Annotated in this window: 13 protein-coding genes, 1 tRNA gene and 1 pseudogene; 8 read left to right on the forward strand and 7 right to left on the reverse strand. The window is 59.6% G+C overall.

What is annotated here, in order from left to right; all coding sequences use genetic code 11:
• Positions 1–5: 5 nt before the first annotated feature.
• Positions 6–2,099, reverse strand: coding sequence for a type III secretion system export apparatus subunit SctV (gene sctV, locus CRN80_RS04760; protein WP_032893684.1), 2,094 nt, complete (start codon positions 2,097–2,099; stop codon positions 6–8).
• Positions 2,096–3,151 (reverse strand): TyeA family type III secretion system gatekeeper subunit, encoded by a 1,056-nt coding sequence (locus tag CRN80_RS04765; RefSeq protein ID WP_032893685.1) that lies wholly within the window; start codon positions 3,149–3,151, stop codon positions 2,096–2,098. The genes sctV and CRN80_RS04765 overlap by 4 nt, the downstream gene beginning before the upstream one ends.
• Positions 3,152–3,414: 263 nt before the next feature.
• Here CRN80_RS04765 and CRN80_RS04770 point away from each other — a divergent pair, with 263 nt between their 5' ends.
• From CRN80_RS04770 to CRN80_RS04795, 6 genes are all read left to right on the forward strand, one after another.
• Positions 3,415–3,966, forward strand: a complete 552-nt coding sequence (locus CRN80_RS04770) for an RNA polymerase sigma factor (protein WP_032893686.1) — start codon at positions 3,415–3,417, stop codon at positions 3,964–3,966.
• 236 nt (positions 3,967–4,202) lie between these two features.
• Positions 4,203–4,279 (forward strand) — tRNA-Met (locus CRN80_RS04775).
• A gap of 128 nt (positions 4,280–4,407) precedes the next feature.
• The gene (locus tag CRN80_RS04780; RefSeq protein ID WP_098949635.1) at positions 4,408–5,187 is read left to right on the forward strand and encodes a PhzF family phenazine biosynthesis protein; all 780 of its coding nucleotides are present in this window, start codon (positions 4,408–4,410) and stop codon (positions 5,185–5,187) included.
• A gap of 36 nt (positions 5,188–5,223) precedes the next feature.
• Entirely contained in the window at positions 5,224–7,053 is a 1,830-nt protein-coding gene (ggt, locus tag CRN80_RS04785) for a gamma-glutamyltransferase (RefSeq protein WP_098949636.1), read from the forward strand.
• A gap of 272 nt (positions 7,054–7,325) precedes the next feature.
• Positions 7,326–7,568: a hypothetical protein gene (locus CRN80_RS04790; RefSeq protein ID WP_222933213.1), complete on the forward strand. Its 243-nt coding sequence runs from the start codon at positions 7,326–7,328 to the stop codon at positions 7,566–7,568.
• Positions 7,555–7,869, forward strand: a complete 315-nt coding sequence (locus tag CRN80_RS04795) for a DNA-binding transcriptional regulator (protein ID WP_019817027.1) — start codon at positions 7,555–7,557, stop codon at positions 7,867–7,869. Before CRN80_RS04790 ends, CRN80_RS04795 begins: the two co-directional genes overlap by 14 nt.
• A 22-nt stretch (positions 7,870–7,891) precedes the next feature.
• Here CRN80_RS04795 and ddlA read toward each other — a convergent pair whose 3' ends face one another.
• Positions 7,892–8,989, reverse strand: coding sequence for a D-alanine--D-alanine ligase (gene ddlA, locus CRN80_RS04800; RefSeq protein WP_098949638.1), 1,098 nt, complete (start codon positions 8,987–8,989; stop codon positions 7,892–7,894).
• A 161-nt stretch (positions 8,990–9,150) separates the two neighbouring features.
• Between ddlA and CRN80_RS04805 the strand changes: the two genes are divergently transcribed.
• Positions 9,151–9,960, forward strand: coding sequence for an AraC family transcriptional regulator (locus tag CRN80_RS04805; protein ID WP_098949639.1), 810 nt, complete (start codon positions 9,151–9,153; stop codon positions 9,958–9,960).
• Positions 9,961–10,407: 447 nt separating this feature from the next.
• Positions 10,408–10,644: a hypothetical protein gene (locus CRN80_RS04810; protein ID WP_098949640.1), complete on the forward strand. Its 237-nt coding sequence runs from the start codon at positions 10,408–10,410 to the stop codon at positions 10,642–10,644.
• A gap of 533 nt (positions 10,645–11,177) precedes the next feature.
• On the opposite strand, the gene CRN80_RS04815 is transcribed toward CRN80_RS04810, so the two are convergent.
• The 4 genes and pseudogenes from CRN80_RS04815 to CRN80_RS04825 all read right to left on the reverse strand — a co-directional run bounded on the left by CRN80_RS04815 (position 11,178) and on the right by CRN80_RS04825 (position 13,559).
• Positions 11,178–11,753: a flavin reductase family protein gene (locus CRN80_RS04815; protein WP_032893691.1), complete on the reverse strand. Its 576-nt coding sequence runs from the start codon at positions 11,751–11,753 to the stop codon at positions 11,178–11,180.
• A 60-nt stretch (positions 11,754–11,813) separates the two neighbouring features.
• Positions 11,814–12,245, reverse strand: coding sequence for a methyl-accepting chemotaxis protein (locus CRN80_RS32055; protein ID WP_370712620.1), 432 nt, complete (start codon positions 12,243–12,245; stop codon positions 11,814–11,816).
• Between the two features lie 156 nt (positions 12,246–12,401).
• Positions 12,402–13,130 (reverse strand): annotated as a pseudogene (locus tag CRN80_RS32060) (PAS domain-containing protein); the annotation flags it as partial.
• Positions 13,131–13,226: 96 nt separating this feature from the next.
• Positions 13,227–13,559 carry a DUF2790 domain-containing protein gene (locus CRN80_RS04825; RefSeq protein WP_098949642.1) on the reverse strand — a complete coding sequence of 111 codons (333 nt, stop codon included), beginning with the start codon at positions 13,557–13,559 and terminating at the stop codon, positions 13,227–13,229.
• Between the last annotated feature and the right edge of the window lie 45 nt (positions 13,560–13,604).

The raw sequence follows: 13,604 nt of genomic DNA on the forward strand, positions 1-13,604 counted from the left end.
TGTGTTCATGCCAATGTCCCGTGCATCAACTCATCCTGGCCAAGGTCAAAACGCCCCAGCACCTTGACCTTGGAATTGCTCCCCAGCTCGGCGAAAGACAACACCGGTACATGGTTGAACTCCTCAAGCAACAAGGTTCGCAAGGGGCTGCGCAAATCCTGCGCCACCAACAACACGCTTTTAATTTTTGCGCGTGCACTGAAGGCCTGGTTGAGCAGGTTGATCAGCGCAGCGCTATTGTCGCCGTCGAGTGCAAAGAACACCCCGGTCTGGGTCTGACGCAGTGCCTCGCGCAACACGTTTTCGGTCTGCGGTGACAACAGCCAGGCATGCAGCCCATCGGCCTCGCTGTACTGGTGGTAGATCTGCGACTTGAGGGCAATGCGCGCATAGTCAGCCAGTGCTTCGGGCTCACGTTCGTGCTGGCCGTATTCGATCAGCGATTCGACAATCAACCTCACGGCGCGCAGCGGAACCCCTTCGCTGGCCAGGCGTTGCAGCACCGCCGAAAAGCGCGAGATCGGCATGATGCGCTGCAGCTCCTGCACCAGTTCGGGTTGATTGTTCTCCAGCCAACTGAGGATCGCCTTGCTCTCCTGAATCCCCAGGAACTGTGGCCCGCTGAGCATCATCGCCTTCTTCATGCGCTCGACGATCAGGCTCGTCGCATTGAAGCGCTCCAACTGCGCGTCATTGAGCAGTGGGTCGTCAGGTGGCAGCCAGAGCCAATCCTGCTCGTTACGCTCGGCCAATCCCGGTATGCCATGCTCAGGCTCAACCGTCAGGGCGCTGCGCTCTACGGCAACGCGCTGGACCACCGACGCCTTGACCATTGGCACTTCATGAACGCAGAAGCGCATTTCATCATCGGCCAGCGAGTCATCGATCTCGACCTCAAACGGCGGCAATGTCAGGCCGATATTGGCAACCAGGGAATTTCGAACCTGGCGGATGCCGTGAATAAGATCGGTCACCTCAGGCGTGCCGCGCAGGGCCGAGGGAAACTGCAACAGATAAGGCCGGGACGGATCAAACCCGCGCAGGTCTTCTTTGCCATTTTCTTCAGGCCGCATGGCTTCGACGGCTTCAGCTTCTGGCTGCGCTTCACGTCGGCGCCGACGGTCGAGGTAATAACCCAAGGCGCCGGTCATCATCGCCAGCAGGATAAACACCAGGGTCGGCATGCCAGGCACGATCGCAAACACCAGCATGGCCACCGAGGCGATCATCCAGCTCTTGGGCTCACTGGTCATCTGGCGTGCGATCTCGGCGCCCATGTTCGTGATGCCCTTGCGCCCTTCCGGTGCCACGCGGGTAATGATCATACCGGCGGTCAGGGAAATCAGCAGCGCGGGAATCTGCGCAATCAGGCCATCACCGATGGTCAGCACAGAATACAGCGCCATCGAATCGGCAGCGCTCAAACCGTGCTGGAACATCCCCGTGGAAAACCCACCCAGCAGGTTGACCACCACAATGATCAAGCCAGCGATGGCATCGCCTTTGACGAACTTCATCGCGCCATCCATGGCGCCGAACAGCTGGCTCTCGCGGGACAACTGTTCACGCTTGTCGCGCGCTTGCACACCGTCAATCAAACCGGCACGCAAGTCACTGTCGATGGACATCTGCTTGCCCGGCATTGCGTCCAGGCTGAAGCGCGCCGCCACTTCGGCAACCCGCTCAGAGCCCTTGGTGATCACCAGAAAGTTGACCAGGGTGAGGATCAGGAAGATCACCATCCCAACAGCCAGGTTGCCGCCCACTACGAAGTTGCCGAAGGCCTCAACGATATCGCCGGCGTCCTGTTCGAGCAGAATCAAGCGCGTCGTAGCGATCGACAATGCCAGGCGAAACATGGTGGTCAGCAACAAAATCGACGGGAAGGAAGAGAACGCCAATGGCCCGGGCAAGTACAGCGCCAGCATGATCAACAGGCAGGAAATACAGATATTCAGCGCAATCAGAATGTCCACCAGCCAGGTAGGCAGCGGCACGATGAAGATGAACACAATGGCCATGATCACCACGGCGCCCAAGACCTCGGCGCGCTGAGCTACCTTGAGCAGTACGCCGTTGACGGTGGACAGCACGCTCACGCCAGGACACTCGAATTAGGAAAGCCTGGGCTTATGCCTTCGAGGCGGGCAAGCTGGTCCATCACCAGTAGAAAGTTGTGCAGCGCCTCTTGGCGTGACTGGCTATCCGGCCACAAAGCCAGAGGCAATTTCAGAAACAGCGGATAAAGCGCATTGAGCGCCACGAGTGTTGACGTGCCGGCCCCCATATCTTCGGCCAGGCGCATGACTTCATTTGTCACGATGCCGGTACTTGTATAACCCAGCAGGCGTTGCAGCAGGCTTACCGCATGCAGTTCGGTTGCAAGGTTCTGGACCAGCTCACGACAGCTGCACAACACCCCGCTCAATGCACCGCAGCTGCGCAGCCCTACCAGCAAGGTGCGCAACATTGCCGTAGGCACGGAGGACACATGGGCGGCGATGTCGGCCGTCAGGGCGCTGGACATCACATTCAAGCCATGTGCAAAACGGTCGTCACCGTAGACGCCCAGCAGCGCCTGCATCATGGTGGCCAGGGATTGCCGTGTCACCACACTGGCGTAGTACAGCGCGCGCAGCGCCTGGCGCTCTTGTGGATCGCCACCCGCCGTCTGCAAGGCCATGGCGATATTCAGGCCCGCCTGGATCTGCCCTTTGAAACGGACCTCCAGCTTGGCAATAGCATCCCGCGCCAGGTCGGCTTCGGAGCTGCGCACGTCGGCCTCGGCCTGCTCGCACACCGCCTTGAGTACCACGAAGGTGCGCGCCGGATCACCGCCAGTGGCCTCCAGCAACTTATCGATGCTGGGTTGCATCAGCAATTGCAGCCTGATTCGACGCGCTACCGCAGCAAAGCTTTCCTGGGCCGGATGCCCCAACTGCTCATAGAGCTGCGCGAGCGCCTGGACAGGAGGCACACGTACGCCAATTTTGCGTTTGTCCAACGTACGGCTGCTGGATTCAACCTCCTGACTGAAGTGCAGGAAAAGATCATCGATACCTTGGCCTGGCTCAGGCTTGGCGGCCGGGCTAACGGTGGGGAGCTCCACACGCGGGGTGATTGGCACTTCGGAGGTAGATTCGACTTTCATGGGCAGGCCAGTACAGGAAGAGAGTGCCAATGTGTGGTTAGGCCCGTCCAGATGGTTCCATTGAAACTCGCTCTTCCAACAAGGTGAAAAAACCCGCACAAGCCCCTGGTGCCTTTTGCAAATTACTGCACAAAAGCGCCACGAAATTAAAGTATTTATATATATAAATCATTGGGTTATGTGCAGATTCTCCTTTGGCACAGGCAGTGCAAAAGAGGTAAACGCCGAAACTATTTCGACTGCGTCTACCTTAAGGAAAAATCATGAATATCCCTATTGAAGCCTTAGTTCACCTTGGTGGCAGTTCGCCTCAATTCATGCTCCATCTGACAGACGACCAACAGAAAAAACTCCGACGTTTCATTCACAAACGGGTTCTCAACCCGGAAGACGCGGATGATCTTTTGCAACTGACATACTTGGAAGCCTGGCGCAATCGCGAGCGTTTCAGTGGTACCGCGACGCTGAGTACCTGGATGTGCGGTATCGCGCAAAACCTGATCCGCAACCACTTTCGACGCCTGTATGCCAAGCCTGCACATTGCGAATTCGATGAGTCGCTGTGGCACGGACAGGAAGAAAGCCACAGCCTGGACTGGGAATTCGAGGTCAACCGGAGACTGGAAAATACCCTGAGCGCGATTGATCATTTGCCCACAGAAATGCGTAGGACGTTGTATGCCTCGCTGGAAACCGACGGCAGCTACCAGGACACCGCCGACGTACTGGACATTCCTATCGGCACCGTGCGCTCGCGCCTGTCACGGGCACGCGAACAGCTCAAGCGCGTCACCCACACCCCACTGCACCCGTAAGTTGAATTAGCCGGTCAAGCGTTGGGCGACAGGGATATCTGCCCAACACTGTCGGACTTGGCCCGCGAGTAAACCTTCAAAGACACCGAGCTTCTTCTGCTCCCCTCATCCACGGTGCATTCGCCACCGCCCGTCGCCAAAATCAGCGCTTTGGCTTAAACAGTTGAAAGCGTAGAAAAATTTTCAACAAAAACGCTTGACGCATTGCCGTTCCAAGCGAATAATGCGCGCCACTTGGCTACATAGCTCAGTTGGTTAGAGCATAGCATTCATAATGCTGGGGTCCGGGGTTCAAGTCCCTGTGTAGCCACCAAGTACTAAAAACGGCTTACCGAAAGGTAGGCCGTTTTTTTATGCGCGCAAAAAAACTCCCCAACTGTATTTTGACGCCCCCCACCCCCACTGTTAGTGTCCAGCCTCCCCTCAACACGGAGTGCCACGATGCAACTGGACATCTACCAAGTCGACGCTTTCAGCCACCATCCCTTCGGCGGCAACCCGGCAGCAGTGTGCCCACTCACTGAGTGGCTGCCTGATGAGCAACTGCAGCAGATTGCGGCCGAAAATAATCTTTCGGAAACTGCGTTCTTTGTACCCCGTGGCGACGTCTATGAGTTGCGCTGGCTCACCCCGCAAGTGGAGGTGGACCTGTGCGGCCATGCCACGTTGGCAGCCGCGTGGGTATTGATCCACAAGTTGGCGGACGCCCCGCAGGTGTTGCGCTTTGCCACCCGTAGCGGCGAGTTGCGGGTAACGCGCAACGGCGATGAGCTGGCGATGGATTTTCCGGCCAAGAAACCCGAACGCTGCGAGCCGCCCCACGGCATGTTGAGCGCCCTGGGGCTTGAAACCGCCGAGGTGTTTGGCACCGACGACTACATCGTGCTGGTGGAAGATGAAGCCCAGGTAGCGGCCCTCACACCGGATTTCGCACGGCTCAAGGGCCTGCCTAAACGCGGGATTGCGGTAACCGCCAAAAGCACGCGGTTTGATTTCGTCTCGCGCTGGTTCGGCCCGAATGTGGGCGTCAACGAAGACCCGGTTACCGGCTCGGCGCACACCTCGCTGGCACCGTTCTGGGCCGAGCGCCTGGGCAAATCGCAACTGAACGCCGAGCAAGGCGGCCAGCGTAAGGGCCAGTTGCGCTGTGAACTCCAGGGCGACCGGGTGATTATTTCCGGCAAGGCCGTGCTGTACATGCAAGGCACGATTTACCTGTAAAACGCAGTACCCCAAGGACAACAGCCCCTTCTCACCATGAACGGAGTTCAGCGCGTGTTTTTGATTTCCCGCCGCAGCCTGACAGTCATCGCCGCCGCCCTGGCCCTCGCCGCCTGCCACACGCCGGTCAATGAACAGCCACCGGCCCCGGAGTTGGGCTCGGGCTATCGCACCGACCTGAGCACCCGCCACGCCGAGCGCCATATGGCTGCCGCCGCCAACCCTCTGGCCGCCGAAGCCGGGCGTGAAATGCTGCGCCAAGGCGGTTCGGCCATTGATGCGGCGATTGCCATGCAAGCGGTATTGACCCTGGTGGAACCGCAGTCGTCCGGCATCGGCGGCGGTGCGTTCATCATGCTGTGGGATGGGCACAACGTGCAGGCTTACGATGGCCGCGAAACAGCACCGGCCCGGGCGACAGAGCGTCTGTTCCTGAAGGCCGACGGTACGCCGATGGCGTTCACGGATGCGCAGATTGGCGGGCGCTCGGTGGGCACGCCAGGGGTATTGCGCGCCCTGGAGATGGCGCACAAAAAGAGCGGCCACTTGCCATGGGCCAAGCTGTTCGAGCCGGCGATTCGCCTGTCGGAGCAAGGCTTCGCCATTTCCCCGCGCTTGCACAGCTTGATCGCCGCTGACCGCTTTATCGCGCAATCACCCGACATGGCGGCGTACTTCCTGAATGCCGATGGCTCGCCAAAAGCCACCGGCACGCTGCTGAAAAACCCGGCACTGGCCGCCGTGTTCAAGCGCATCGCCAAGGAAGGGCCGGACGCGCTGTACCAAGGCCCGATTGCCGAGGAGATCGCACGCAAAGTGCAGGGCCATAGCAATGCCGGCAGCTTGTCCCAGGCCGACCTCAAGGGCTACGCCGCCAAGCAACGCGCACCACTGTGTACCGACTACAAACAATGGAAGGTCTGCGGCATGCCACCGCCGTCCTCGGGGGGGATAGCCGTGGCGCAGATCCTCGGGACACTGCAGGCCCTGGAAACCCGCGACCCGCGCCTGGCCATCGCCCCGATGACACCGGTCAAGAGCGCTTCGCCGGCCGGGTTCGAACCGACACCCGAGGCCGTGCACCTGCTCGCCGAAGCCGGGCGCCTGGCCTTTGCCGACCGCGCGCTGTACGTGGCCGACGCAGACTTCACCCCCGTCCCGGTTGCCGGTCTTGTCGCGCCAGGTTACCTGGCACAACGCGCCACGCTGATCGGCGAGCGCAGCATGGGCGTCGCCAAGCCCGGCCAACCCGCCGGTATTCAGGTGGCGTACGCACCAGACCGCTCGCCGCTGCGCATCTCTACCTCCCAGGTGGTGGCGGTGGACGACCAGGGCGGCGCCGTGTCGATGACCACCACAGTGGAAGCGGCATTCGGCTCCCATGTGATGGTCCAGGGCTTTTTGCTCAACAACCAGATGACCGACTTCTCGTTCATTCCCGAAGAAAACGGCCAGCCTGTGGCCAACCGCGTACAACCGGGCAAACGCCCACGCTCGGCCATGGCGCCGACCTTGGTGTTCGACCGCAACACGGGCGAACTGCTGGCTACCGTCGGCTCCCCCGGCGGCTCGCAAATTATCGAGTACGTGAGTAAATCCCTGGTCGCCATGCTCGACTGGAAGCTCGACCCGCAGGCAGCCATCAGCCTGCCCAACTTCGGCAGCCGCAATGGTGCTACCGAGTTGGAAGTTGGACTGTTCAGCCCAGCGCTGAAACAGGCGCTCAAGGACAAGGGCCACGCCCTGAGCGAGATCGAGATGACCAGCGGCGTGCAAGCCATCGTGCGCACACGGGATGCCCAGGGCAAGGTGTCGCTCAGTGGCGGTGCTGATCCTCGGCGTGAAGGTGAGGCGTTGGGTGATTAAGGTGTTGACCTATCCGTACAGGCTTATAAAAAAAGACCTGCAACCTTACGTCTTAAATCCTACGCGGAGTGCCAGAACTCAAAGTGCCATGTCATTTTTTGCGATAAAAACCTTCTTGAGCAGCCCCTTCTCACCTGCGATTTTCTGGCCCGCCCTTTCTTGCCAGAGGCTACGTCAAAGACGTAGAATTTCGCGTGCTCACTCTCATAGAATCCCCTCTCTTCAGCAGGCAATGGCCTGACTATTGGACTGAAGATGAAAAAGGTATCTTCATGGCGTTTCTCGCCAGCCATCCTGATGCTGGAAATGTCATTCCGCGCTCGGGAGGTTGCCGAAAGATACGCTGGAGCATGGAGGGCCGGGGTAAAAGTGGATCAGTGCGGGTTATCTACACCACACAACTGGAGTGCGGAGCAGTCGTCGCGCTACTGATTTACGGCAAGAGCGCCACGGAGAATATTCCGGCACATGTCCTGTTCAAAATCGCAAAGGAAATGAACCATGCCACTCACTGATAAAGAACTGAAGGAACGTGACGCCAAACGCAATATAGGCGAAGAACTACTCACAGCCATTCAGGATGTCAAAGCGGGACGTTACGGTGCCGTGCAGCACGTTGAGGTCACTCAGGCTGCCGAAGCAAGAAGCAAGACAGGGCTCTCACAACCCAAATTTGCCGAGCTTCTGGGCGTGTCAGTAAGAACCCTTCAAGAATGGGAGCAAGGGCGTCGCGCACCTTCCGGAGCAGCACGTTCGCTACTGCATATTGCGGCCATAAGGCCGGACGTTTTTCGCGAAGTGCTCAGTAACGCCTGATTGCGTTACTGCTTCGGGCCAATCACTGGCGGCTGATCTTCAACCCCTTACGCCCCGCATGCCGCTCCAGCGCCAGCTCGATCAACCGGCTGACCAGCTCGCTGTAGCTCATGCCCGCCGCCTGCCACAGCTTGGGGTACATGCTGATGCGGGTGAAACCGGGCAGTGAGTTGATCTCGTTGACCAGCACTTCGCCGTCCTGCGTCAGGAACACATCCACCCGCGCCAACCCGGCGCAGCCCAGCACTTCAAACGCCTCAATGGCCAGGCTGCGGATCCGCTCGCTGGCTTCATGACTGATCGCCGCCGGCACCACCACTTGGGCGGCCTGGCCGTCGATGTATTTGCTGTCGTAGGAATAGAAACCACTGCTCACCACGATCTCGCCACAACCGCTGGCGATGGGCTGGTCATTACCCAGCACGGCGCATTCGATTTCGCGGCCCTGCACGGCGGACTCCACCAGCACTTTTTCATCAAACCCCAACGCCAGTTCAACCGCTGCGCGGTATTCGGTTTCGTCACTGACTTTGCTCACGCCCACCGACGAACCCTGGTTAGCGGGCTTGACGAACATCGGCACACCGAGCTTGTTCGCGGCGGTTTCGAACGAGGTGCGCGCCGCGTTACCGCGCGTGAGGGTGATGAACGGCGTGACCGCAATACCCGCGTCACGCAGCAGGCGCTTGCTGATGTCTTTGTCCATGCACACCGCCGAGCCGAGCACGTCGGAGCCGACGAAGGGCAAGTCGGCCATACGCAGCAAGCCTTGCAGGCAGCCGTCTTCGCCGAGGGTGCCGTGGACAATCGGGAAGATCACATCGATGTGTTCCAGCAAGCCCTGGCCGGAGGTTTCCACCACTTGCTGGCTGGCCTTGCCGGGCACCACCGCCAATTCACGGTTGGATTGGTTGAGGGCGATCAGCGCCGGGTTTTCCTGGTTGATGAGGAAGTTCGAGGTGTCATTGAGGTGCCAGTGACCGGCCTTGTCGATACCGATCAAAACCGGCTCGAAGCGTGAGCGATCAAGGGCATCGACAACGTTGCGCGCCGATTGCAGCGAGACCTCATGCTCCGCCGAACGCCCACCAAAAATAATCCCTACCCGCACCTTGCTCATAACCGGCCTCACTGTTGAAAGTAAGGCTTCTTACCATGGGTGGTCAGCGATTCGCTACCCGATGTGCATTGCCCAGCACCTGCACAATCGTACAAGACCCCGGCAGACAACCGGTGCAGACTCAGTTAACGTGTTTCCACCTCCTTTTGTGACAAGTCACCATGGGCAACCCCACCCACTCCCTCGACTGGCTGCACCGCGCGCCCCACGCCAGTGGCTTGGACCGTATCGAGGCGTACTTTGCCGGCTTCGCTTTCGATCCCCATCGCCATGACACCTACGCCATCGGGCGCACGTTGTTCGGCGTGCAGAGCTTTCATTATCGCGGCGGCACCACCCACAGCCTGCCTGGCACCACCATGGTGATCCACCCGGATGAAACCCATGACGGCCGTGCCGGCAGCGACGAAGGTTTCAAGTACCGGATGATTTACGTGGAGCCGGCGCTGATCCAGCAGATCCTCGGTGGGCAGCCATTGCCATTTATCCCCGGCGGCTTGTCCACCGACCCACGGCTGCACCGCGCCAGCGAAGTGTTGCTGCAAAGCCTGGATTGCCCGATAGACCCGATGCAAGAGCAAGACGCAATGTTCGACCTGGCTCACGCACTGAGCGCTGCGTCCGGGGCCATCATCCACCGTAAATCCTTCGACTACATCGCAGCCGAACGCGCCCGTGAATTCATCCACAGCGCCCTGGGCCGCAGCATCACCCTGGATGAAATTGCCGACCACGCCGGCCGCGACCGCTGGGCGTTATCGCGGGACTTTCGTCTGTTGTTCGGCACCAGCCCCTACCGCTACCTGACCATGCGCCGGCTGGACCTGGTGCGCCATTTATTGGCCCAGGGCCAATCGTTGGTGGATGCGGCCATGACCGCAGGCTTCACCGACCAAAGCCACATGACCCGCCAATTTCGCAGTACCTACGGCATGCCGCCATCGCGTTGGGTGAAAATGCTCGGACGCTGAAATGCGTGGGGACTGTAGGAGCGAGCTTGCTCGCGAAAAGCGTCAACGATAACGCGGGCTTCCTGAATGAACGCGGCGCCGGTGAGTTTTTCGCGAGCAAGCTCGCTCCTACAAAAGCTGCCCAGTTGCTGGCATTTGGTCATGGTTTGTAAAAGGCCAGCAAGCCGTGTCCCTTTAAATTGCAGGACGTTTCCGAGACAATCCCCGCCGCCTTGTGCCTGTTGGAATCGATGGCTAGTCTTCGGTCCGTCACTGCTTTTTCAGTGATCGGGTTTAGCAGCCCGAACTCAATAGGCACAGGTTCACCTATACGTTTATGGTGGCTGTGCGCGGGGCACTTTCGGGTGCGCCGGTTTTCCTATTGACCGGTCTGCTAACCCGCGTACAGCTGCCACCTTGCGTTTAGCAGCGTGAGTGGTCGCTCCCTTGCACAATAGGAGTTACACCATGACCAAAGCACTTCCCGATCCACCCATGGATTGCCTAGTCGTCAACGAAGAGCTCAGCTTCGAAGACGCTCAACTCTATATTTCCCATCTGATCAACAGCGCATCGGCCACGGTGTGGGACTGTTGCGATCACCTGCAACCCCACGACCGCGCCCGAATCCATGCCGCATGGCACTTGCTGGAGATGGCCAAAACCGTGATAAACCGCACCATCGAGTGCATGCCGCGAACCTGAAAACCCCACAAACCCTATGTGGGAGCTGGCTCGCCTGTAACCACGATGCGAAGCGAGCCGCTCTTGATCTTGATCTGCTTTTGATCTTAGGCGCCCCGTCAAACCACGCTGGCCGGAATTCGACAGTGATTTGGGGGGTAAACCGGCAGGGATGCCGGTTTAGCCGCCCCGCGCCATGGATGGCGCGTGGCGGCGGCCCCCCAAATCACTGGCGGATTACGGGCACACCGAGCCCAGGCGAGGTGCCGAGTGGTGGGGCAAGAGCGCTTTGCTTACTTTCGCGCTTTTCGAAAGTGAGCCGCTGTCAGAGCGGAACCCTAGGTGGCCGTTACCTAAATAACGGACATGTACACGGTCCAACTGTGTTGACTGTTAGGCCGTCTTCGCAGGCAAGCCAGCTCCCACATTTGGATGGTGGTGTGTCAGGTACATCAGTGTCGGCTGCCAGGCCGTCATCGCAGGCAAGCCAGCTCCCACATTTGATCTTCGTTGCTTTGAACATGCGTTCGCTTAACTCGGACATGCCGCCTCAGTCAGAGCTGACGCCCGACAACAGGTTGGCCAATGGCCAGAAAATTCCCACCCGCCACATGGTGCAACGTGCGCAGTTCATCATGCCCTTCAAAATGCCAGTGGCCCTCACTGAATACCCGCTCATCAGCATAGGCCGCGACCACTTCGCCCAGGAACAGGTCATAGGCCTGCTGATTATGCGGCTCGGGCAGCAGGCGGCACTCCAACCAGGCCACACAGCCTTCCAGCATCGGCGCCTCGGTGTGCTCACCGCTGAAGCTGTGCAAGCCGTAGGCCGCGAATTTATCGGCTTCAACACCGCGGGTATTGCCCACCGTCTGCACCAGATCAGCCTGCGCAACACAAGGCACCTGCAACACAAAGGTACCAGCGCCTTCCAGTAGCTGGCGAGTCCAGGTGGCCTTGTCGAGCACCACCGCGACTTTCGGCGGTTCGAAATCCAGCGGCATGGCCCAGGCAGCGGCCATGATATTGCGCTGGCCGTTGTGGGCTGCGCTCACCAACACGGTCGGCCCGTGGTTGAGCAAACGGTAAGCCTTGGACAGTGGGACGGGGCGACGGAACGTAGGGCTCATGGTCGATCAGCTCTGCAAGCGAGAAAAGACCTACGATACCTCAAGCACAAGCCCGACAGGTCAGCTCGACAGCTGATTGGCAAACTGCCCGACCGCACTCACCACTTTTTGCGCACCGTCTTGAATCTCGACGATCACTGTGCCCGCCTCGGCCGCCAGGGCCAGGCCCTGCTCGGCTTGCGCACGACCGTCGGCCATCAAGGCCACCGCGTCGCGGGCCATGTCCTGGTTCTGGCGCACCACACCGACGATTTCCTCGGTGGCTTTGCTGGTGCGTGACGCCAGTTGCCGCACTTCGTCGGCCACCACCGCAAAGCCACGCCCCTGCTCCCCGGCACGCGCCGCTTCGATGGCGGCGTTGAGCGCCAGCAGGTTGGTTTGCTCGGCAATGCCGCTGATGGTCTTGACGATGCTACCGATCACTTGGGACTGGGCATTCAACGCCTCGATGCCTTCGCCGGCTTGCTGCATGTGCTGGGCCAGGTCGCGCATCACGTCCACGGCCTGGGTGACCACGGTGGTGCCGCGCTGGGCGCTGTCGTCGGTTTGCAAAGAGGTGCTGTAGGCGATATTGGCGGCCTCGGCCACCGCCTGCTCGCGGTTGACCTGCTCGGTAATGACCGTGGCGAACTTGACCACTTTGTACAGCCGCTCATTGGCATCCACCACCGGGTTGTAGGTGGCCTCCAACCACACCAGGCGGCCGTGGCTGTCCACACGTTTGAAACGCGCGGCGACGAACTCACCAGCGTTCAGGCGCTTCCAGAACTGTTGGTATTCGGCACTGTTGTATTCCTGCGGTTCACAGAACATACGGTGATGCTTGCCTTCGATCTGCGCCAGGCTGTAACCCATGGCGCCGAGGAAGCGGTCATTGGCGGTGAGCACATGCCCTTCCAGGTCGAACTCGATCAACGCGGTAGAACGCATCAACGCAGTGATGAGGTTTTCATGTTCACGCGAGCTCTCGATGGTGCGGGTAAGGTCGCTGGAGAACATCGAAAACTGCTTGATGCGCCCCTCCGAACTGCGCACCGGCTGCACGATTGAGCGCAACCAGGCTTCCTTGCCATTGCCGCGCATCAGGCGCACGGCGCCGGCAAAGTGTTCGCCGCGGGCCAGCGCCTGCTTGAAGCGCAGTTGGAACTCGTCCTGGCGCACATGGGCCGGCACCAGGTCTTCGATTGCGCGCCCGACAATCTCGCCGAGTGAATAAGCCAGTTCCTGCAGGAAGTTGGCATTGGCCCACTCCACGCGGCCTTCAGGGTCCAGGGTCAGGCAGAGCATTTCGCTTTCCAGGCTCTCTTTCACCTGGAGCAAGCTCGACAATTCTTCGCGCAGAGCGGTCAGCTCTTGCTTCAGGCGGGTGTTGAACATGGGGCACCGTTAGGCAAGTGAGGTGGGTGTTCTAACCTGCATCGGCGCTGCCGGGGTTTTCTGAAGAGCGCTTGAGCCCTGGGCCCAACTATATTTTCAACCGCCATTGTTACGGCATACGCCCATGACCTGATATTCCAGGGTATTGAGCTTGCCGCTGGAGTCTTCGTAGGTCATGCGCGACGGCACGGCGTTGCACGAACGGATCGGCGGCGTCACGTTGACGACCTTCGCAATGTCCAGGTCCATGCCATAGCGGTAGGCCTGCACCTCGGGCACCGGCTTGCCTTTTTGGATGGCGTAGGCGGCCATGGCTTTCTCATTGCGCTCCATCATCAGGGCAAAGGTGCGATCCCCGCCGCCTTCGGCCAGTGCGCCAAATGACAAGACTGCGGTTAACACACCCAAGCCTAATTTATAAAAGTTCATCACAGGTTCCTCGACTGGAAAGTTCAGTGTCGAGAGTAACCAGTG

The sequence above is a fragment of the Pseudomonas sp. FDAARGOS_380 genome (assembly GCF_002591235.1).
Taxonomy (GTDB): domain Bacteria; phylum Pseudomonadota; class Gammaproteobacteria; order Pseudomonadales; family Pseudomonadaceae; genus Aquipseudomonas; species Aquipseudomonas salmasensis.

Coding starts and splice junctions, on each gene's coding strand:
- CRN80_RS04765 (WP_032893685.1), bottom strand. CDS start 3,151: ATGAAAGTCGAATCTACCTCCGAAGTGCCAATCACCCCGCGTGTGGAG.
- CRN80_RS04770 (WP_032893686.1), top strand. CDS start 3,415: ATGAATATCCCTATTGAAGCCTTAGTTCACCTTGGTGGCAGTTCGCCT.
- CRN80_RS04780 (WP_098949635.1), top strand. CDS start 4,408: ATGCAACTGGACATCTACCAAGTCGACGCTTTCAGCCACCATCCCTTC.
- ggt (WP_098949636.1), top strand. CDS start 5,224: ATGAACGGAGTTCAGCGCGTGTTTTTGATTTCCCGCCGCAGCCTGACA.
- CRN80_RS04790 (WP_222933213.1), top strand. CDS start 7,326: ATGGCGTTTCTCGCCAGCCATCCTGATGCTGGAAATGTCATTCCGCGC.
- CRN80_RS04795 (WP_019817027.1), top strand. CDS start 7,555: ATGCCACTCACTGATAAAGAACTGAAGGAACGTGACGCCAAACGCAAT.
- ddlA (WP_098949638.1), bottom strand. CDS start 8,989: ATGAGCAAGGTGCGGGTAGGGATTATTTTTGGTGGGCGTTCGGCGGAG.
- CRN80_RS04805 (WP_098949639.1), top strand. CDS start 9,151: ATGGGCAACCCCACCCACTCCCTCGACTGGCTGCACCGCGCGCCCCAC.
- CRN80_RS04810 (WP_098949640.1), top strand. CDS start 10,408: ATGACCAAAGCACTTCCCGATCCACCCATGGATTGCCTAGTCGTCAAC.
- CRN80_RS04815 (WP_032893691.1), bottom strand. CDS start 11,753: ATGAGCCCTACGTTCCGTCGCCCCGTCCCACTGTCCAAGGCTTACCGT.
- CRN80_RS32055 (WP_370712620.1), bottom strand. CDS start 12,245: ATGCGCGACCTGGCCCAGCACATGCAGCAAGCCGGCGAAGGCATCGAG.
- CRN80_RS04825 (WP_098949642.1), bottom strand. CDS start 13,559: ATGAACTTTTATAAATTAGGCTTGGGTGTGTTAACCGCAGTCTTGTCA.